Annotated in this window: 12 protein-coding genes; 8 read left to right on the top strand and 4 right to left on the bottom strand. The window is 45.6% G+C overall.

Features of this window, described 5'->3' with window-relative positions; genetic code table 11:
• Positions 1-212 precede the first annotated feature (212 nt).
• On the top strand, positions 213-2,327 hold the full coding sequence (locus K429_RS0105290) for a HAMP domain-containing sensor histidine kinase (protein ID WP_025726256.1): 2,115 nt from the start codon (positions 213-215) through the stop codon (positions 2,325-2,327).
• A gap of 67 nt (positions 2,328-2,394) precedes the next feature.
• Positions 2,395-2,877, top strand: coding sequence for a PepSY-like domain-containing protein (locus K429_RS0105285; protein ID WP_025726255.1), 483 nt, complete (start codon positions 2,395-2,397; stop codon positions 2,875-2,877).
• Between the two features lie 11 nt (positions 2,878-2,888).
• Here K429_RS0105285 and K429_RS0105280 read toward each other — a convergent pair whose 3' ends face one another.
• The 3 genes from K429_RS0105280 to K429_RS30810 form a co-directional block, all read right to left on the bottom strand.
• Entirely contained in the window at positions 2,889-6,905 is a 4,017-nt protein-coding gene (locus K429_RS0105280) for a two-component regulator propeller domain-containing protein (RefSeq protein ID WP_025726254.1), read from the bottom strand.
• A 192-nt stretch (positions 6,906-7,097) separates the two neighbouring features.
• Positions 7,098-7,973: an Rpn family recombination-promoting nuclease/putative transposase gene (locus tag K429_RS0105275; protein ID WP_025726253.1), complete on the bottom strand. Its 876-nt coding sequence runs from the start codon at positions 7,971-7,973 to the stop codon at positions 7,098-7,100.
• A gap of 11 nt (positions 7,974-7,984) precedes the next feature.
• Positions 7,985-8,278, bottom strand: coding sequence for a hypothetical protein (locus tag K429_RS30810; RefSeq protein WP_044096367.1), 294 nt, complete (start codon positions 8,276-8,278; stop codon positions 7,985-7,987).
• Positions 8,279-8,529: 251 nt separating this feature from the next.
• On the opposite strand from K429_RS30810, the gene K429_RS0105270 reads away from it, so the two are divergent.
• From K429_RS0105270 to K429_RS0105245, 6 genes are all read left to right on the top strand, one after another.
• Positions 8,530-9,537, top strand: coding sequence for a LacI family DNA-binding transcriptional regulator (locus tag K429_RS0105270; protein ID WP_007217410.1), 1,008 nt, complete (start codon positions 8,530-8,532; stop codon positions 9,535-9,537).
• Positions 9,538-9,568: 31 nt separating this feature from the next.
• Positions 9,569-10,945: an SLC45 family MFS transporter gene (locus K429_RS0105265; protein ID WP_025726252.1), complete on the top strand. Its 1,377-nt coding sequence runs from the start codon at positions 9,569-9,571 to the stop codon at positions 10,943-10,945.
• 228 nt (positions 10,946-11,173) lie between these two features.
• Positions 11,174-13,486 (top strand): family 65 glycosyl hydrolase domain-containing protein, encoded by a 2,313-nt coding sequence (locus tag K429_RS0105260; RefSeq protein ID WP_025726251.1) that lies wholly within the window; start codon positions 11,174-11,176, stop codon positions 13,484-13,486.
• A 104-nt stretch (positions 13,487-13,590) separates the two neighbouring features.
• Entirely contained in the window at positions 13,591-14,643 is a 1,053-nt protein-coding gene (locus K429_RS0105255) for an efflux RND transporter periplasmic adaptor subunit (RefSeq protein ID WP_025726250.1), read from the top strand.
• Between the two features lie 268 nt (positions 14,644-14,911).
• The gene (locus tag K429_RS0105250; RefSeq protein WP_025726249.1) at positions 14,912-17,944 is read left to right on the top strand and encodes an efflux RND transporter permease subunit; all 3,033 of its coding nucleotides are present in this window, start codon (positions 14,912-14,914) and stop codon (positions 17,942-17,944) included.
• A gap of 47 nt (positions 17,945-17,991) precedes the next feature.
• On the top strand, positions 17,992-19,266 hold the full coding sequence (locus K429_RS0105245) for a TolC family protein (protein ID WP_025726248.1): 1,275 nt from the start codon (positions 17,992-17,994) through the stop codon (positions 19,264-19,266).
• A 132-nt stretch (positions 19,267-19,398) separates the two neighbouring features.
• On the opposite strand, the gene K429_RS0105240 is transcribed toward K429_RS0105245, so the two are convergent.
• Complete coding sequence (locus K429_RS0105240) at positions 19,399-20,634, bottom strand: sodium ion-translocating decarboxylase subunit beta (protein ID WP_007217405.1); 1,236 nt, start codon at positions 20,632-20,634, stop codon at positions 19,399-19,401.
• Between the last annotated feature and the right edge of the window lie 2 nt (positions 20,635-20,636).

Raw genomic sequence — 20,636 nt, 5'->3', positions numbered from 1 at the left:
AGGGCTATTATTTGTCAAAGCAGATATCGGACATAAAACAACACAAAAAGGACATGCATTGATTATCAGTGATATCCATAGACAAATTCCGAATTAGAATATAATAACAACCAGAAACAATTAATCGGACGAACTGGTATTTTTTCTCCATATTCTTGTAATTATTAGGCATAAAGAAGTATCTTTGGCGCATTCTTTATACAAGAGATTAAATGAGAAGACACACCAACATACTAATTTTGCTGCTCCTCACAGGACTCTGCATTTCTGCAGGGGCGCAAAATAATCCCTATAAGATAGACGACTCATTATATCCCATCTTCCAACGTGCCATCAAATGGCGTACTCAGCCCCAAGGACTACTTATTGCTGATACGCTTTATGCGGAAGCCACGCAAAAGAAAGACAAGAAAGCACAATGCCTGGCGTTAACAATCCCTGTCAGCTTTTATCTGAGTACCAATAATTATGAGAAACTGGAACAAGCAGCAACCCGAGCTAAAGAAGAAGCAAGAAAAAATAATTATCTCCAATATTATTATTCTGCCTGTACCAACGAAATAAACTGCCTGTTGAATAACGGACATTCATTGCGAGCCCTGCAAAAAGCTGAAGAAATGAAAATACAGGCTTTCAAAGATCAGCACGAGTATGGGATATTTTCGTGTATCTTCACTTTAGGGAACATTTACTACATGCGTCAAAACAGGGAAGTAGCCACAGAGTACTACAAAAATGCGTTGGAATATATGCTAAAGAACCTACCCGATCAGGACCCGACATATATGTATATAAACCTTTCTGAATATTATCGGGATAAAGGCGAAGGTGAAGTGGCTTTGGAATATGCAGAGAAAGCTGCTAAAGCCGCTAAAACCAATGAAAGTCGTGTAGCCTCCCTGCTAAATAAATGCGAAGTATTGTATTCCATGAAGCGTATTAATGATTTTAATGCTTGTTATGATGAATGCACGCAGGTAATAGAACAATATGGTGTCATTCGCAAGACAGCCGTACAACGCCTGCATATCTATAAACTCATTCTAAATAAAAATTACGATCAGGCACATACTGAAGCGGATTCCCTACGCAATTTATTGTCAGCCAACCAGATGCATCATGAAATATATCTGAAATCAGGAAACTATGAAAAAGCTTATATCTATAATAATTGGCTCCACAATTATCAGGATTCTGTCAACCGTCAGGTACAGTCATCAGACATCGCCGAACTAAATGCACGTATAGGTACTGAACGCATAAAATTGGACGCCAAAGCCCTGGAATATCAGAATACAGCACTCAACCTGAAGAATACCCAGCTGGAACTGGACCGGACAAAGTCGCAGTCTGAACTGGAAATGATGAATATCGAGAATAGTAAGTTAGTACTGGAAAACCGGAATCTGGATCTGGCACGCCTCAATGTAGAAGCGGAAAAGCAAAAAGCCATTTTAAAAGAGCAACAAAGCGCCTCCCAACATTACATCGTAACCCTCAGTCTTGTGCTCTCATTCTTGTTTCTTTTCACCTGCTTCCTGATATTCTACCTGTACAGACGCCGTAAAACAATGGCTATCCTACAGGAGAAAAACGAAGAGCTCACCGTTGCACGCGATCATGCTGAGGAATCGGACCGGATGAAAAGCTTCTTTATACAGAACATGAGTCACGAAATTCGCACACCACTCAATGCCATAGTCGGATTCTCACAGGTATTATCTACTCCGGACATGGAAGTTGACGACGAAGAAAAGGAAGAGTTCAGCATGCTCATCCAGCAGAATTCCGAGTTGCTGACTACACTGATCAATGATGTCCTCGACCTTGCCAGTCTGGAAAGTGGTAAATACAGAATGCATTTGGCGCCCCACCGTTGCAATGAATTATGCCAGGTAGCAATGGTTTCCGTTGTGCATCGTAATCCGAAAAAAGTGAAGTCTTATTTCACTTCCGATGTGCCGAATGACTACCTGTTTGTAACGGACAAAGAACGCTTGCAACAGGTACTTATCAATTTCCTGACCAATGCGGAGAAACACACGGAACGGGGCGAGATTCACCTTCATTGCTCTCTTACGGAGAATCCGGGAAAGATAACCTTCTCCGTTGCAGATACTGGTCCGGGGATTCCGGCAGACCAGGCAGATTGCGTTTTCGACCGGTTCAGCAAGCTGGATGAATTCAAACAGGGCACAGGACTCGGATTGAACATCTGTTCCATCATTGCCGGACGCCTGAAAGGGGAAGTGAAACTGGATAAGAATTATACCGGAGGAGCACGTTTCCTGTTTATACTTCCGCTCGACAGTGTGCCTGATAAATAAAGTTCTACTAAACAAAACTCACCACTCGTTGTTCTTTTCGAAACGATAACAATCTAATGAAGGAACAATGAAAAAGTTGACGTATTCTTTCTTGCTTCTGATGCTCCTGACATCAGTTCCGGCCCTGGCCGATTATGCGCCTGTCAATGTGCAGACAGCACTGAAAAAGATGTATCCTGCCGCCAAGGATGTTGCCTGGTCACGGGATGAGACTTACTATGTAGCGGACTTTATACAGAATGGTTTCGACACAAAGGTCTGGTTCAACTCCGAAGCGCAATGGGAAATGAGACAGATTGACTGGGAAACAATGGATGAAGTGCCCAATGCCGTGTACAATGCTTTTGCTGCAAGCGAATATTCCGATGGAATGGTGCAGGGAGTCACCTTAGTTCAGTTTCCCAAACGGGAAGCGGTGGTTTCTGTAATTGTGGGAATGGCGAATACACAGACCAGGTACCAACTACTGTTCACCCTCGACGGTGGACTAGAGGATGAACGCAATGCAACCTATTTCAATAATCTGCTTGGCGCGGAAGTCTTCTTATAAAAGCCCCCCCTTCAGACATACTGCTTCGGCGTCACCCCAAACTCTGCCTGGAAGCATTTAGAGAAATAGGAATGATTGGAGAAACCGACCATATACATCACTTCAGCCACAGTAAACTTCTGCTGTTTCAGCAGCATAGCCGCCTTTTTCATGCGGATGGACTTAATGTATTCCACAGGTGTCATACCCGTCAGTTGCTTTATCTTGCGATACATCTGCTTGTTATTAATATCGGTCCATTCACAAAGGGCATTCACATTCAGTTCGGAGTCCGAGATATGTTCTTCAATCAGATGAATCACGTTTGCCAGAAACTTCTCATCATAAGAAACCGCCTCTATCTCCTTCGGAGTGGAAAGAACTTCCATACGGGCTTTCGCCTCATGCGTCTCCCGGCTATGTAATAACTGCTCCACGCGCGAAAGTAAAATATCCGGTTCAAAGGGTTTAGGAATGAAAGCATCTATATGTAACTGGATACTTTCAAGCTCTGTTTCCTTATCACTTTTCGCCGTCAGCAAGATAATGGGAATAGTAGATGTGGGAATATTCTTCTTGATATGACGCACCATTTCAAGTCCATCCATTACGGGCATCATGACATCAGCTATAATCAGATCGGGCATTAATTCCATAGTGAGTTCCATACCTATCTTACCATTATCCGCTAAACGGCAACGATATTTGGTATGCAGTATCTGATAGATAAACTCTGAAACCTCCGGAGTATCATCCACAATCAGAAGCAATGGTGCATCCGAAGCAGGCATACCTGTATCTGGAACCACAACTTCAACTCCGGCAGCGACAGGTTCGATATCAGAAGAAACAGTTTCCGGAGAAACCTCTACGGCAGAGTGTTCCATAGCAATCACCGGAAGAGTCAGCGTAATGGTAGTACCTTTATTCTCTTCTGAAGAAAGTTGAACATTACCACCATGCAGTTCCGTATAAGTCTTTACCAAATATAGTCCGATACCCGTTCCCTCCTTTTTGCCTGCCGTCTTGGGAGACTGGAAGAAACGCTGGAAAACATACGGCTGATCCTGCCGGGGAACACCTATACCTGTATCGGATACAGAGATATGCACCTCTTTATCAGAAGCCTGCAAACGAAGCGTTACCTCACCCTCTTCCGGAGTGTACTTCACGGCATTGGACAAGAGGTTATCCAAGATAGATTCCAGTTTTATGGCATCCATCTGTATGTATATCTTTTCACGGTCGGTATGAAAATGAAAAGTTAGTTTCTTCTCTTTCGCCTTCTCCTCTGCATACAAAGCAAATAAGCCACGCGCAAAAGATACCAGTTCGATTTGAGAAAGTATCAACAACGTATTGTTGCCACTATCCACCCGGTTGAAGTCTAATCCCTGATGAATGAGTGAATTCAGCTTCATGGCATTTCGATGCACCTGCTCCAGTTGTTTCTTCTCCTGCTGATCCTTGATACCGGGCAGTAACTTGCTGATAGGGGCGATAATCATGCTCAACGGAGTTTTTAGGTCGTGGGAAAGGTTGGTGAAGAACTCCATTTTCGCCTGCGATTGTTCCAAAATTTTCTCCTTCTCCATACGCTCCAGCTTCAAGCGATTCTTAACGCGGAAGAAGTTGATGGTCCAGACCACCAGTATCAGACAGAGCAAGACATAGAGCGCCTTGGCCCACAGAGTATAGTACCAGGGGGGAATGATATGAACCTCCAGTGTATAAGCCCGGTCCGATGGTTTTCCATAAGCGTCCAACTTACTCACCAACAGACGATAGTCTCCATAACTCAGGTTATTGTAAGTGATACGGTTCGTATTCGCTTTCAGCAAGTTCCACTCACGATCCACACCTTCCAGACGATATACAAGTTTGCTTTTTTCTTCAAGAGAATAAGGCAGGTCGGAAAGTTCAAAGGCAAGGTTATTCTGGTCATAAGCCAGTTCTATTCGTTGCGAGTAGCGGATACTTTGTTCGGGCAATGAGGAAGTGCCGGAGCGTCCGGTACCGGAATGTGAAAGATCAGTTTGTGAGATATTGGGCTGATACAGTTGGTTGTTGATATAAATGGCAGTCAGGATAAGCGACTTTTCGGTGTGTTCCGCCAGCAGAGCTTCCGATGAAGATATGGCAAAGCAATCTGCCGTACCCAAGTAAAATTCTCCGCTTGTCCGGTCGAAGAACATACTGGTGAAACGTTTATCAGTGATATTCAGCCGACGGATTTCCAGCGTTTGCTGGTCTGCCACCCAGAAACCGTCGGTAGTAGATATCCAGATTTTTCCGTCAGCCTCAGCCATGGAAAGTATTGCATAGTGATTGTACTCATCGAAAGGAAGCATGCGGATACTATTGTTATTAGGCTGTACACGCATCACACCACCGGGAAAGCCTATCCAGATATGACCGTCTTGGGCAGAGAGGATGAAGTTGGGGGTTCTTTCGCCTGTTAGCTCGTCCGGGGCGATATGGGTTATCTCGCCTGTGCGGGGATTTATCTTCTCGATGCTATTGGCACTGTTGTACAGCAATGCCCATACATTCCCCTCACGGTCGGGGATTAGCTGGTTGATGAACATACCCGAAAGACCGTTGTGTATGGAATACGTCTTCTCTGCCATATAGGGACCACCGGAAGAACGCATTAGGTTCTGTTTGTCTACCACAAAAATTCCACCGAGACAAGTGGCTATCCAGAGTTTCCCTTCCCGGTCTTCAAATAAATGATACGCCCAGTTGGCATTGTAGCGACGGGTGCTATCCACAATGCTATAATGGACGAACTGGCGGTTCTTCGGATCATAACGGCTGATGCTGCCATCGGTAGCCACCCAGAGTTGCCGCTCCCGGTCTTCATAAAGATGGCGTACCCGGTTGTGTGACAAGGGATATTTCCGATCACCCATTTTATACCAGGCCACATCTTGTTCTTCACCCAGGGGCTGGGTGAAACGAATCAGTCCGTTAGTTCCGCCAAACCAGTAAGTTCCGTGTGTATCGCGAAGCATGGAATAGAACTGGTTCCCCTCTCCCGTTCCGGTGATTTGTGAAATGGGGATATAACGCAACGCATTGTTATTCCGTGACATGGAAATTCCGTAATCCGTACCCAGCCAGATGTTATGTTCCCGGTCGGCAAAGATAGTCCAGATGATATTATTGGAAAGTGATTGCAGATTTCGGGAGTCGTGGACCACGTGCAGCAAAGGTTCTCCTTCCTGATATACATACAAACCGTTGTCCGTACCCACCAGCAACTGCCCACTGCCATCCAGTGCCAATGACTTGACGGAATTATCGTGGAAAGCATCAATCCGCTGAGTACGGCCGTCGGCAGGCGTATATCTGAAAAGACACCCTTCCGTACCGATCCAGATGCAGCCGCGTGCCGTATCTTCCAGTAGGGAATTGACAAACTGATTGCTCCGGTTGCCACTGAGAGGCAGGTCTATTTCTTCAAAATGCCGGGTAGCGGGGATATAGCGACAGAAGCCGTTATAGGTACCGATATAAAGAAGCCCGTCCGAAGAGCGGATCAGGGAATAGATGGTCTGGTGTGGAATACCTTCGGTAACGGCAGAGAGTTGGTGGTCGTTCAGCGAATAGGTATAGAGGCCGTTCAATGTTCCCAACCATAGCATACCGTCGTGTACAAGCAATGCGCGGATATCGGTCGGAAGTTGCGTTTCCGGTTCTTCGTAGGTATCTGTGCGATAGTTATAAATCAGCAGACCATTGTCGGCACCCAGATAAAGATAGGTACTGTCTACCACTGTACCGCAATAAATCTGCGTATTGTTACGCTTGGCGAAAGTGAAATGTGGCTGCGTGGAATAACCGTCATAACTGAACAGCCCTTTATTGGAACCGATCCATATCAGTCCCTGTGTATCTTGCAGGAAGCAATTGATTACAGAGGCTTCCGTCCCCAGACTGATATTATCGAACAAGCGATAATCCGGTTTCTGTCCGGACAGCTTAACGGGAAGCGTTATCTGCAAAAGTATAAGTAGAAGAAGAAGAAAAACAGGTCTGCGCATACACTTCGGTTTGTTAAAGGTCGGGGACAAAGATAAAATTAATCTGTAACAAACGCCCTGCACCTTTCTAAAAAATTACCTAAAACCACTGGCATACAAAATTCATAATGGTGGGGAAGCAAGGCGAAAGCCCCATAGCCTACGAAGAAAATTCATTGGCTACAGGGCGGTATCGCATACTTTATAAAAATTCTACAAAGTTTCAATCTCTCCCGATGTCAGCCCTGTAGACTTTACTATCACGTCAACAGGAATACCCAGTTGCTTCATGTTGCGGGCTATGGAAAAACGTTCTTCATCTCGTCCTTCCGCACGTCCTTCAATCTTTCCCTCCAGTTTGGCAGAATCCAATACATCGTTCTGAATCATCACGGCGCTCAGATGCTCGTCATAAGCCATGCGCTCTTTAGGGGGCATGGAGAAGTATTTCAGTTTCTCGCGAGCCTCGCTCAGACCGGGAGCGGTGGTATCGGGGCGAATGGTACCGTCCTTCAAATATTTCATCCATTCTTCAAGTGGTGTGACAGCCACTTTGTCGAACTCATTCACACGGATAAGGACATATTCGGGAAATATCTCGGCTGGCATGCGGGAGACAATGGCATCACGCTCCTTGACATTCACCTGAAGGTGGTCGCCCGTATGGACGCCTACGAAATGGTTCTGACCGTAATACAGGTAGTCGTTTCCCTTTCCGATATCGAAGTAGAGAACGCTGATGGAGTAGATTTTCTTCACCTTATAGTACGTTTCACCCAGCGAGATATGCTCAGTGATAGCCTTGGGAACGCCATAAAGAATCCGCTCCAGATAATAAAGTTCGCGGGTATTCTGTATCTCGATAATGATGATCTCGTCCTTACTGTTACGGGCCTTGATGTCCACACGGTTGAATTTATCTTCAGCGGACAATTGATTACTTTCACTCTCCAGAATTTCCAAAATAGTGACTTTCTCACCCAGAAACACGGTGAGGAAACCTTCAAGCACGTCGAAGTTTGCCTTCTGGCGTAACAGGCGCTTGATGGCCCAGTCGAAACGTACATATTTGTCTTGAAGTTCTTCCATTTCTCTAATTATTAATTTGGAATACATAACTTTACCCACAAAGGTACATCTTCTTGCGGAAAAGGGCAACAAACATACGAAAGAAAGTGAAAGGGACAGGATAAAGAGAGACGCCGGTTGGCATTCCTTGCAAAGTCAGCTTCAGTGCGGCTGTCAGGTATTGGCACGAAATAAGAAGGTACAAGGATATTACGGGCTCTACGAAGTTTAGCCAATCCGCTTTCCGGCAATATCGTTGTGGTCGCCAGCATGATGGCAATCACAAAAGCCGAAGCACTTGTTAAAAATTCATATATTGATAACATCTTTCCCTACCGGTTCAATACCGGCATAAAGACAACGGGACTTTCTGTAACGTTTGCAAACGTTTGCGCAAATCACTAACCCGATAACTGTCAATGAAGAAGCGATATTTCATGTATTCAGCTATTTTTGCAACCGGATAAGTCAGTTCAATAAGATAAGCTGCACCTCAGCAATAAAAAAACAAGCAAGCTTATTTTGTATTGTTTTTGGTTTGCACTACCTTTGGATAAAGGAATACTTAGAGAATACCATGAATAAACCGCAGATTACCATCAAGGACATAGCACGGGCGTTGAACGTCTCGCCCTCTACCGTGTCAAGAGCGTTGAAGGACAACCCGGATATCAGCCAGGAAACCCGCAACCTTATACATGCTTACGCCCGCGAGCATAATTATAAGCCTAACGTACTTGCAGTAAATCTTCGAGCCAGCCGTTCGAATACAATCGGTGTAATTGTGCCGCAACTGGTACATCACTTTTTCTCGTGCGTGCTGAGTGGCATTGAAAAGGCTGCCGCCGAAGCAGGATACAATATTCTGGTAGCGCAGAGCAACGAATCTTATGAGCAGGAAGTGAAAATCGTACATTCATTCCTTGCCGCCCGCGTCTGTGGTGTGATTGCCTCATTAGCGAAAGATACTTCCCAATACGACCATTATCAGGACTTGCTGAATAACAATATTCCCATTGTGTTCTACGACCGCATCTGCACCGGATTGAAAACAGAGCGGGTGGTAGTGGACGACTATGCCGGTTCTTTTGCTGCTGTAGAGTATATGATACAGACAGGCTGCAAGCGTATCCTGTTCTATGGAGCAGCCCCGCATTTGGAAATCACCAAGAACCGCCGGAATGGCTATCTGGATGCCATGAAGAAATACAAGATTCCCGTAGACGACAGCATGATTATGTTGTGTGATACCCGGGAACGTGCCATATCCATCACCCCTGACATACTGGAAGGTTCCGAGCATCCCGACGGTTTCTTCGCCATCAATGACGAAACAGCTTCAGGCATTCTGTATGCCTGCAAACTGGTTGGAAAGAAAGTGCCCGACGAAGTATCGATCTGCGGATTTACCGACGGTGCCATCGCCCAAAGCACAGATCCCAAACTGACCACCGTAGAACAGCATGGAGAAGAAGTCGGAAAAAGCGCTTTCAGCATTCTGACAGGTAAGCTGGAAGGGGGCGATGATAAGAGTAGCAACAAGATTGTGAGGACAAATCTTGTAGTGAGGGGAACGACGAAATAACTGAATAAATATCTAATACATAAAATTAAGAATGAAAGTAAAACCTGATTTGAGCTTTTGGAAGCTGTGGAATATCAGCTTCGGCTTCTTTGGCGTACAGATTGCGTATGCTTTGCAGAGTGCGAACATCAGCCGTATTTTTGCGACATTGGGTGCAGACCCGCACAATTTGAGTTATTTTTGGATATTGCCACCATTGGCAGGTATCATCGTGCAGCCCATCGTAGGTGCTGCAAGCGACAAAACGTGGACACGCTTCGGACGACGTATTCCTTACCTCTTTGTCGGTTCACTGGTAGCCGTACTGGTAATGTGCCTGCTGCCGAATGCCGGTAGCTTCGGTATGGCAGTCAGCACGGCAATGATATTCGGATTAGTATCGTTGATGTTTCTGGATACATCCATCAATATGGCGATGCAGCCATTCAAAATGATGGTGGGCGACATGGTAAACGAAAAGCAAAAAGGCCTTGCCTACTCTATCCAGAGTTTCCTGTGCAATGCCGGTAGCTTGGTAGGTTTCCTATTCCCGTTCATCTTTACATGGATAGGCATCAGCAACATAGCTCCCCAAGGTGTAGTTCCCGACTCAGTTATATATTCCTTCTATATCGGAGCAGCCATTCTGATACTTTGCGTCATCTACACCACAGTAAAGGTGAAAGAAATGCCACCTGCCGAATATGCGGAATACCATGGCATCACCGAAGAGGAAAAAAAGGAAAAGATCAATATGGTGAAACTACTGGTGAAAGCACCGAAAGCTTTCTGGACAGTAGGTTTGGTCCAGTTCTTCTGTTGGTTTGCCTTCATGTTCATGTGGACCTATACCAATGGTAGTGTAGCTGCCAATGTATTCGATGCTCCTACTGTTGAAACTGTGGTGAACGGCGCAAACAAAGTAGTGCTGGACACTAAGAGTATCCAATATCAGAATGCTGCCGACTGGGTAGGCGTATTGTTTGCCGTACAGGCCATCGGTTCTGTACTCTGGGCTGTATGTATCCCGATGTTCAAGAACCGTAAACTGATCTACTCACTCAGTCTTGTTTTGGGTGGAATAGGTTTCATCTCCACGTATTTCGTTCACAATCAATATGTATTATTCATCTCCTTTTTGCTTATCGGTTGCGCATGGGCAGCTATGCTGGCATTGCCTTTCACCATCCTGACCAATGCTCTAAGCGGCGGACACATGGGGACCTATCTGGGACTGTTCAACGGAACGATCTGTATTCCGCAGATTGTAGCTGCTACGCTGGGTGGTAGTATTCTGGCTCTGTTCACCCCGAAAGGCATGTTACCGCCTGAAATAAATATGCTTGTCATGGCAGGCGTGATGTTGATTATCGGTGCCATTTGTGTATATTTAATCAAAGAGACCAAAGGAGAACAAGCAAAAGCATAATCCGCGCGAGAACATACTTAAAAGGAGATATCTATCCCTCTACGACAAACAACTCTTTTCTCTACGATAATCGCCCCGTTCCTTTAAAAAGATCGGGGCGATTCTTATAAAGGAACCAAACACATCTTATTCTTTAGATATTCTTTGTCTTCTTTTTTTCCTCATCATTGCCGTTTATCCGTTTATTTGTTTATCTTTACGGCCATAATCACCATTGAGATACACACCATGAAAAGATACCTTAAAACCGATGAATGGAATATTATTGAAGATAACTTTCATGCCGACAACCTGCGAATGTCAGAAAGTATATTCAGTCTTGGGAACGGTCGCTTCGGCCAACGGGGCAATTTCGAGGAACCTTATTCAAGCGACTCATACCGTGGTTCATTCGTTGCCGGTATCACCTTTCTTGATAAAACACGTGTAGGCTGGTGGAAAAACGGTTTCCCTCATTTCTATACCCGTATTCCCAATGCAGCAGACTGGAGTCGTGTCAGTCTGCGCCTTATCGACGAAGAACTGGACCTGGCACAATGGGACGTGAACAGCTTCAGCCGCAGGCTCGATATGAAAGCGGGTATCTCCTACCGGGACTTCGAAATCACATCTCCCAAAGGACACCAAATACGGGTACATGTGGAGCATATCAACAATATGGCTCATCCCGATTTATGTCTGATAAAATACAGCGTCACCTCCATCAATTATACGGGAAGAATATCACTGATTCCCTCCCTGGATGCAGTCATAGTCAATAAGGATGATGATCCAAACGAGAAGATATGGAATATCCTCCGTTCCGGCGTCACAAAGGATTGTGCTTATCTATGGACGCAAACCCGACGTGAAGATGCGCAAGTGTGCTATGCCATGACCTATCAGTTCTTCAAGAACGGCAAAGAAACCACCTCGAACCCGATACGCATTGAAAAGGAGAAACAAACCGGGTTCAGCATCGGGGCAGATGTGAAACCGGGAGACAATGTAATGCTCATCAAATATACCGTTATAAGTTCGTCGCTCTATGATGAACGCCAGGAACTGATAGAACATTCCGTCACCAAAGCCCGTCAGACTAAAATAGACGGCTGGGATAAGCTGGAAAACGATCATCAGCAAGCCTGGGCCAATATATGGAAAGAAATGGATGTGGTTATCGAAGGCGATCCGGAAGCACAACAGGGCATCCGGTACAACATCTTTCAACTATGCCAGACGTACCGCGGTGATGATCCGCGCCTGAATATCGGTCCGAAAGGATTCACAGGTGAAAAATACGGTGGAAACACATACTGGAATACGGAACTTTGTTGTGTACCGTTCTTCCTACTCTCTACTCCGAGGGAGATTGTGAAAAACCTGTTGATATACCGCTATAACCAACTACCGAAAGCGATAGAGAATGCCCGCAAACTGGGTTTCAAAGAGGGTGCCGCCCTCTTCCCGCAAGTTACTTACAGCGGTGAGGAGTGCCACAGTGAATGGGAAATAACCTTTGAAGAAATACATCGCAATAATATCATCGTCTATGCCATTGCACAGCATGCTGCAATCACGGGCAGCAAAGATTATGTAGCCAAATACGGACTGGAAGTAATGATTGCCGTCTCCCGTTTCTGGAGTCAGCGGGTATCTTTCTCCAAACCAAAACAGAAATATGTGATACTGGGTGTCACCGGACCGGATGAGTACGAAAACAACGTAGATAATAACTGGTACACCAATTACTCGTGTGTGCAGTGCCTGCGGATGACACTTAACTATCTTGAGATCATTGCCGGAGAATACCCCGACGAATATGCGCGTGTACGCCGTGTCACCAACCTCCGCCAACAAGAAGAGGCTGAACGCTGGCGCGACATTATCAACCGTATGTATCTGCCGGAAGATAAAGAACTGGGGATCTTTGTACAAAATGACGGTTTCCTGGATAAGGAACTGAACAGTACCGATGCCATTCCACCCGAAGAACGCCCCATCAATCAGCACTGGTCGTGGGATCGTATTCTTCGTTCATGCTACATCAAACAAAGCGATGTATTGTTGGGCCTATATCTGTATTATTTCAATTTCGATAAGGAAACAGTCCGCCGCAACTTCGACTTCTATGAAACAATGACGGTGCATGAATCTTCACTTTCCCCACACATCCACTCCATTCTTGCCGCCCGCATCGGAGAAGTGGAAAAGGCTTACCAACTCTTTCTGCATGCCACCCGTCTTGACCTGGATGATTACAACAACGAAACTCACCAAGGACTGCATATCACCAGTATGCCGGGCAGCTGGCTTGCCATTGTACGAGGCTTTGCCGGGATGCAGATTCTGGAGAGCATACTCTCTTTCTTCCCAGTCATTCCCGAGAAGTGGAACAGTTACTCCTTCCAGATAAATTATCAGGGACGTACACTTCATATGCATGTAGGCAAAGAAATAAATATTTCACTTATTGCCGGAGAAGAACTGAACATACAAGTATATAAAAACGTTTATAAGCTCAAATTGGGCACCGATTTGTTGCTCAGGATAGAGGAGTAGAAGCCTGTATCATTAACAACGCGTAACAAAATAAACCGGGAGAACAATTATCTGTTTTTCCGGTTTTATGTTTTTTATACCTAAACGAACAACTATACATTAGTATGAAGAAAATCTATTTGTTCGCCATCAGCGTGATGCTGCTTGCCACATCATGCGGGCACAAGAAAGAGGGCGATGCCACGCTGATCCGACCTGTCAAGACAGCTACTGCCAGCTCCCAATCGGTCATCCGGAAAGACTTCTCCGGTATTGTAGAAGCCGTAGAATACGTGAAACTGGCCTTCCGTGTCAGTGGACAGGTCATAAATCTGCCTGTGGTAGAAGGTCAGCGGGTAAAGAAAGGACAGCTGATCGCCGCCATTGATCCGCGTGACATTTCCCTGCAATACGCCGCCGACAAAGCCGCTTACGAGACTGCCGCAGCACAGGTAGAACGTAACAAACGCCTGTTGGGACGCCAAGCTATCTCCGTGCAGGAATATGAGATCAGCGTTGCCAATTATCAAAAGGCAAAGTCAGCTTATGAATTATCCAGCAATAATATGCGGGATACCAAACTTACCGCTCCCTTCGACGGTTCTATTGAAAAACGTCTGGTAGAAAACTATCAGCGCGTGAACTCTGGGGAAGGCATTGTACAATTGGTGAATACACAGAAGCTCCGCATCAAATTCACCGTACCGGATGATTATCTCTATCTACTTCGGGCAAAGGACGTAACATTCAAAGTGGTATTCGATACCTATCCGGGCACGACATTCAATGCAAAACTGGAAGAATATCTGGATATTTCTACAGCCGGAACAGGTATCCCGGTAACTATTACGATCGAAGATCCTGCTTTCAACCGTTCCCTATACGATGTGAAACCGGGATTTACGTGCAAAATCAAGCTGGCTTCGGACGTAGCTCCCTTCTTGGAAGAAAAGCTTGTGAATATTCCGCTCAGTGCCATATTCGGTGAAAGCGAGAACCAGAGGACCTATGTGTGGGTAGTAAAAGACAATAAGGTAAGCAAGCGGGAAGTAACCGTATACTCTCCTACCGGAGAAGCCAATGCCCTTATCTCTACCGGTGTACAGCCGAGAGAAACTATTGTGATTGCCGGAGTGCACCAACTGGTCGAGGGGCAGACGGTGAAAGTTATCAATTAAATGATAATTTATCGGCGAGAGAATTGTTACGCGGAAGTATCTTAAATTCTCCTCCTCCGTCGGAGGAGGAGTACCCGTAGGGGGAGGTGGTAGGTAAAACAATAAAATACCTATAAATAATAAGATAAAGGAATTTTTCTCTCACCTACCACCCCGCCCGTTGGGCACCCCTCCTCCAATTGGAGGAGGGGAATTGAGATAGTCAGAATATCAACAACTACACTGGTAAATTATCATTTACAGAATCTAAAACATAAATATAAATCATATGAATTTAGCTAAATATGCATTAGACAACACCAAGATTGTTTATTTCTTCCTGGCTGTGTTGCTAATCGGCGGTATACTATCATTCGACCGGTTGGGAAAGAAAGAGGATGCACCCTTTGTCATCAAGTCAGCGGTCATAATGACCCGCTACCCGGGGGCAGAACCAGCAGAAGTAGAACGACTGATCACTGAACCGATCTCCCGCGAGATACAGTCGATGAGTGGTGTATATAAAATTAAGTCGGAGTCCATGTACGGACTATCCAAGATAACATTCGAGCTTCAACCTTCCCTTTCCGCAGAGTCGATTCCGCAGAAGTGGGATGAACTGCGCCGTAAGGTGCTCAACATACAACCGCAACTACCCGCCGGTGCTTCCGTTCCCACGGTATCGGACGATTTCGGCGATGTATTCGGCATATACTATGGTTTGGTAGGTGATGAAGGTTTCTCTTACGAAGAAATGCGCAACTGGGCAGAGCGTATCAAAACCCAGGTTATCACTGCTGACGGAGTTATGAAAGTAGCCTTGTTCGGTACACAAACCGAGGTGGTAAATATCTATATATCCGTCAATAAACTGGCCGGTATGGGTATAGATCCGAAGCAAGTAGCAAGTCTGTTACAATCGCAAAACCAGATTATCAATACAGGTGAAATCAATGCCGGTGAACAACAACTGCGCATTGTAGCCAACGGAACCTATACTACCGTCAATGACATCCGGAACCAAGTGATTACCACTCCGGGCGGACAGGTGAAACTGGGTGATATTGCCGTCATTGAAAAAGGATATATGGATCCTCCCGGCAACATCATGCACGTCAACGGGAAGCGTGCCATAGGTATCGGTGTTTCCACCGACCCGACAAAAGATGTAGTAAAGACTGGAGAACTGGTAGATCAGAAACTGGCTGAACTTCTTCCCCTTATTCCGGTAGGGTTGGAATTGGAAAGTCTGTATCCGGAAAATGTCATAGCACAGGAAGCAAATAATGGTTTCATCATTAACCTGATAGAATCCCTCCTCATTGTAATCGTTATCATCATGTTGGTGATGGGGTTGCGTGCAGGTATACTTATCGGCAGTTCGTTGATATTCACCATTGGCGGTACGCTGCTCATCATGTCTTTCATGGGAGTAGGATTGAACCGTACTTCACTGGCAGGTTTCATCATTGCCATGGGTATGCTGGTGGATAATGCTATTGTAGTGACAGACAATGCACAAATAGCCATTGCCCGAGGTATAGACCGGCGAAAAGCACTGATAGATGGAGCTACCGGACCGCAATGGGGATTACTTGGCGCTACGTTCATCGCCATTTGTTCATTCCTGCCGTTGTACCTCGCCCCTTCTGCCGTAGCGGAAATCGTGAAACCCCTGTTTGTCGTACTTGCCATTTCTTTGGGATTAAGCTGGATACTGGCACTCACACAAACCACCACTTTCGGTAACTTTATTTTGAAAGCCAAATCCGGCGATACCAATAAAGACCCGTATGATAAACCTTTCTATCACAAGTTCGCCTCTATCCTCGGAGTACTTATCAAGAAGAAGACTCTTACACTGGGTAGTATGGTAGTCCTGTTTATCATCTCACTGGTCATCATGGGAATGATGCCTCAAAACTTCTTCCCCTCACTGGATAAGCCCTATTTCCGTGCCGATATATTCTATCCGGACGGTTACAGCATCCGTGACGTGGAAAAGGAAATGAAACAAGTGGAAGCGCACCTCCTGCAACAACCGGAAGTGAAACGAATATCCACCACATTCGGAAGTACACCGTTACGTTACTATCTGGCATCTACTTCCGTCGGTCCTAAACCCAACTTTGCCAATATACTTATCGAACTGACCGACAGTAAATATACAAAGGAATACGAAGAGAACTTCGACCAGTATATGAAGGCAAACTATCCGAATGCCATCACCCGTACCACTTTGTTTAAGCTATCGCCTGCGGTAGACGCCGCCATTGAAATCGGCTTTATCGGCAACAATGTCGATTCACTGGTGATGCTGACCAACAAAGTCCTGGAAATCATGCATCGGGATGATGATCTCATCAACGTACGAAATTCATGGGGGAATAAGATTCCAGTATGGAAACCTGTTTACAGTCCGGAACGTGCCCAACCGTTAGGTGTCTCCCGGCAAAGTATGGCACAGAGCATTCAGATCGGTACAAGCGGTATGACATTAGGCGAATATCGTGAAGGCGATCAGGTGCTGCCCATTCTGCTAAAGGATAACACAGTCGATTCTTTCCGCATCAACGACCTGCGTACACTACCCGTATTCGGTACAACACAGGAAACCACTACCCTGGAACAAGTAGTCAGTGAATTCGATTTCCAATATAAGTTCTCGAATGTAAAAGACTATAACCGTCAAATGGTAATGATGGCGCAAGCCGATCCACGCCGGGGAGTAAATGCCATAGCAGCATTCAATAAGATATGGAAAGAAGTACAAGAAGAAATTCAAGTACCGGAAGGATACACCATGAAGTATTTTGGTGAACAGGAAAGCCAGGCAGAAAGTAATGCAGCATTGGCAGCTAATATGCCACTAACGTTTTTCTTAATGTTTATTACCCTGTTGTTCCTGTTCAGGACCTACCGCAAGCCAATTGTCATCCTATTGATGTTGCCACTTATCTTTATAGGAATCGTACTGGGATTAATCTTGCTTGGTAAATCATTCGACTTTTTCTCTGTTCTCGGTCTACTGGGATTGATTGGTATGAATATCAAAAATGCAATTGTATTGGTAGATCAAATCGACATAGAAGTTGCTTCCGGAAAAGCGCCGCTGAATGCGGTAATCAGTGCTACAACCAGCCGTATCATACCTGTAGCCATGGCGTCCGGAACTACGATTCTGGGTATGTTGCCGTTGCTATTCGACGCTATGTTCGGTGGTATGGCGGCAACCATCATGGGTGGTCTGCTGGTAGCCTCAGCATTGACGCTGTTCGTACTTCCGGTGGCATATTGCGCGATACATAAGATCAAAGGATAAACTCCGGATACTCTTAACTATTCGCTTAAATAAGAAATAAAGAGATAATTATGAAAAAGATAATAACCATACTTACATTACTTTGCAGCTTCGGTCTGAAAGCCGGAGCACAGCAGTACTTAAGCCGCGAAGCATATCGTGACAAAGTAGAAGCCTACAGCCAAGTGCTGAAACAGCAGCGCCTAAAAACCATGGCAAGCACCGAAGCGCGAAAAATAGCAAATACCGGCTTCCTGCCACAAATAGACATCACAGCCGAAGGTACCGCCAACCTCAACCACCTGGATAAGTGGAACAGTCCGAAAGGTGAGTATCGCCCCTACACCTATCAGGCACTTGCAACCTTGGCACAGCCCCTCTATACGGGTGGTTCTCTAATAGCTCAGAAGCGTATGGCACAGGCTGACGAAGAGTTAAGCCAACTCACCACTGAACTAACTCTCGACCAAATTCATTATCAAAGCGATGCCGTTTATTGGAATGCTTCAGCCGCCTATGCCAGTCTTGAGGCTGCTGCTACATTTCAGGATATCATAAAGAAGCAGCACGATATTATTCAGGATCGTTTCAACGATGGCGCTATCAGTCGTACAGACCTGCTGATGATTTCCACCCGTCAGAAAGAAGCTGAATTGCAGTATATCAAGGCCCGTCAGAACTATACCCTTGCCTTGCAACAACTGAACATTTTGATGGGGGTAGCACCCAATACTCCCGTAGATAGCCTAAGTGAAATCAGTATAGCCAGTGAACCCGTCGACATTCTTGGACTTGACGATGTACTTCCACGCCGCGCCGATTATGCCAGCACAACGGTAAACATTGCCCGGAGTGAGGCACAACGCCATGCCGCCCTCAGCAAGTACAATCCTCAGGTAAGCATGTTCCTTGCCACAGGTTGGGATACCGGTATCACGTACATGGGACAGGAAATCCCTCATACGCCTGTAGCTGGAGTAAACATCAGTATCCCCATCTTCCGTTGGGGGGCGCGTTTCAAGACAAACCGGCAACAGAAAGCATTCATTGGTATCCAGAAGCTGCAACAAAGTTATATCACTGATAATATTCTTGAAGAACTCTCCGCCGCCACTACAAAACTGACGGAAACGGAGCAACAAGTAAAGACAGCAAAGGAAAATATGGATCTTGCCGAAGAGAACCTGGACCTTGTCACTTTCTCTTATAATGAAGGAAAATCCAGTATGGCAGATGTTTTGTCCGCACAATTATCGTGGACACAGGCTCATACGAACCTGATTAATGCATATCTGGCAGAGAAAATGGCAATGGCAGAATACAGGAAAGTGATTAGTGAATAAAGATTCAGGCGCGGATTACGCGGATTACACAGATTCTTTCATTACAATAAAGAAATAAATCCGTGTAATCCGCGTAATCCGCGCCTAAAAAGTCCGCGTTCGTCCGCCTCAATCCGCGTCGTCCGCGTATCTTTATCCCAAGAATGAGATCAATACACCCGCAGCTACCGCTGAACCGATAACACCGGAGATATTACTGGACATACAGTAATTCAGCACATGGTTCTTCGGATCATACTTCGTAGCAATCTCATTGCATACGCGGCTTGCCATAGGCACAGCACTCAGTCCTGTTGCACCAATCAGCGGATTTATCTTCTTCTTACTGAACAGATTGAACAGCTTCACAAAGAAGATACCACCCGTAATGGAAAGTGCAAATGCAAGGAAACCACCTATAACAATACCAATGGTTGTCCAGTTCAGGAACGCTTCGCTTGTCATAGTTGCCCCTACACTCAATCCTAAGAAAATAGTCGCCGCATTCATAATGCTATTGGCAGCTGCATCAAACAAACGGCTGGTATCCGCACCGATTTCCTTAATCAGGTTACCAAACATCAACATACCAATCAAAGGCACTGCCGTCGGTACAAAGAGAGCGACAACCGTAGTCACTGCTATCGGGAAAATGATTTTCAGTACACGCAGATTCTTGATTTCCGTCTTCGAAGGATAGAGTTTCTCTTGCTCCTTCATATTGATCATCAACTCCTTCTTAGAGCAGAACAACTTCACTACCAACGGAATAATCACCGGAACCAACGCCATGTAAGAATAGGCGGCAATAGCAATCGGACCCAACAAATGCGGAGCCAACTTGATAGTCGTAAAAATTGCAGTCGGGCCGTCAGCACCACCAATGATACCGAGAGCACCTGCTTCCTGCGGTGTAAAACCAATCATCACTGCGCACAACAGTACTGTAAAGATGCCCAACTGCGCTGCCGCCCCGAAGATGGAAAGATGCAAATTACGGAGCATCGGTCCAAAGTCCGTCAGTGCACCCACACCCATAAAAATGATGGGGGGCAGGAAACCTGTCTTAATCAACATATAGTAGATGAAGTTCATCAATCCCAAGTCGTGTGCAATTTCATGCAACGGCATTTCCCAGATGCTCTTCAACACCCCATTTACCATTACCATTCCGTTTTCATCCGCCTGAATGACACCCATTTCGCCACCGGGAAAGTTGGCGATGAGCACACCGAAAGCGATAGGTACCAGCAATAACGGTTCGTAATGCTTCTTGATACCCAAATACAGCAGGATGAAAGCAATGGCATACATCACCAGAAACGACGGGTCTTCAATGATATTGCTGAAGGCCGTCATACCGTAGAGTCTTCCAAATATATCTTCCATGC

Source organism: Bacteroides sp. 14(A), from assembly GCF_000526555.1.
In the GTDB taxonomy this organism is placed as follows: Bacteria; Bacteroidota; Bacteroidia; order Bacteroidales; family Bacteroidaceae; genus Bacteroides; species Bacteroides cellulosilyticus.
This window is presented reverse-complemented; position numbering and strand designations above follow the sequence as displayed.